Origin of the sequence: Shewanella sp. 10N.286.52.C2 (assembly GCF_002874545.1) — a bacterium.
GTDB lineage: Bacteria > Pseudomonadota > Gammaproteobacteria > Enterobacterales > Shewanellaceae > Shewanella.
On sequence record NZ_MCTV01000058.1, the window covers coordinates 1 to 1,975 of the forward strand.

The window sequence follows — 1,975 nt, forward strand, 5'->3', positions numbered from 1 at the left end:
TCACCTTAAGCATACCGCTGATGCGGCTTGCTAGGGAGGGGGCTCAATGAGTATCAAGCTGTTAAACAAGGACAAAAAACAGTTGGCTTTTGTTCCTTCGTCACTATTTTAGCCAACAATTTTTTGCCTGTTAACAGGGCGTTAGATTTCAAGGATAGTATTGTGCTCTTAAAAGGTTTTGGCTTTTCAGGTTATAGAAGTTTCGGAAATGAATTAACAAAAGTTGCGCCTTTGCGGAAAGTTAACCTGATTATCGGTAAAAATAATATTGGTAAGTCTAATATTGTTAATTTTCTTAATGAGCAATATTCGTATTTTGTTTCTAAGGCTCGAAATCAGCAGCAGTATGGTAGGCAGCAACAGGAAGTACCTTTTAAAGACATCGATAAACATTTATCCGGTGTAAGAGCTGAGAACAGAATATCTTTTCCTTTGTTCTCAGAGGAAATAGAAGATTATATCAATGAAAAACTACCTGATGCTCACGCTCATCGAGCTCATAGAGGTATAGCAAGAAAGTTGCTTTCTTCCGACTTGTTTTCTGATGAAAATGGAGATGTATGGTTTACATATAAATCAGAAAGCCCAGCAGGTAATTTTTCCTTAGAACTAAATATAGAAGAAATTAAACAAGTTTTAGAGAACAGAGAGTGGGCACAACTTTGGGGAGTTTTGACTCGGCAAAGTGGTGGCGATATTAGAGCTCATTGGGTTCCAGAAACAATACAAGCGTTGGCTTATATACCAACAGAAATCCCTGATGTTGAAGTTATTCCCGCTATTAGGAAAGTTGGAATTGAAGGTAGTCAAGCTAGCGATTTTAGTGGTGAAGGTATAATTGAAAGATTAGCAAAAATCCAAAACCCACCTTTAATTGAACAAGCAGAAAAAGAAAAGTTTTTAGCCATAAATGCTTTTATCCAAGAGGTTTTAGAAAACCAAACTGCAGAGATCGAAATACCATATGAAAGAAATATGATTTTAATTCATATGGATAATAAAACTTTACCTCTCGAGTCTTTAGGGACAGGTGTTCATGAAGTCGTAATTATAGCAGCCGCTGCTACTTTACTAGAAAACACTATTTTATGTGTCGAGGAGCCAGAATTACATTTGCACCCTTTATTGCAAAGAAAACTGGTTAAGTATCTTTCAGAAAGTACAAATAACCAGTACTTTTTTACAACACATTCTGCACACTTATTAGATGCTGTGGAATCTGAAATATTTCATGTTACTCAAGAAAATGGAGCTTCAGTTGTAAATGCAATCGCTAGCACTAAGGAAAGATCTAGTATATGTAACGATTTAGGTTATAAAGCATCTGATATATTACAAGCTAATTGTATCATTTGGGTAGAAGGACCTTCAGATAGGATTTATCTAAACTACTGGATTAAAGCCAAGAATAATAACCTTATTGAAGGGGTTCATTACTCAATTATGTTCTACGGCGGTCGATTGTTTAGCCACTTAACGGCAGAAGATAATGACGAGTTAGAAGATAAGATAAGTGATTTCGTTTCAGTTAGAAATTTAAATAGAAATACTGTCATTATGTTCGATAGCGATAAAGAAAACCCAAGATCAAGATTAAATTCAACCAAACAAAGGTTAAAGCAAGAGTTTAACTCGGGTTCAGGTTTTGCTTGGGTAACCAAAGGCAGAGAAGTAGAAAACTATTTAGATCATGATAAAGTCGAAGATAGTGTTATTGCTGTTCATCCATCAGCTGAAAGGCTTATTTCTAAAGGTGACTGGGAGAACTTGCTTAAATACAAAAAAAATAGAAGTAATATTGAAAGGACTGCTAGTAAAGTTAAAGTAGCAAGGCATTATATAGAAGAAAATGAAGTTAATTTTAATGTTCTAGATTTAGACTCGAGATTAAATGACCTTTGTGAGTTTATTGCTCTATCAAATGGAAATGAAATCTAACACATATGAGCCTTCCACCAGTCAATAGGCGAGCCTA

1 protein-coding gene is annotated in these 1,975 nt (G+C 35.1%); it reads left to right on the plus strand.

Annotated features, from left to right (window positions below):
* Nucleotides 1-162 precede the first annotated feature (162 nt).
* Nucleotides 163-1,938 (plus strand): ATP-binding protein, encoded by a 1,776-nt coding sequence (locus BCU94_RS17515; protein WP_102477111.1) that lies wholly within the window; start codon nt 163-165, stop codon nt 1,936-1,938.
* Nucleotides 1,939-1,975: the final 37 nt, after the last annotated feature.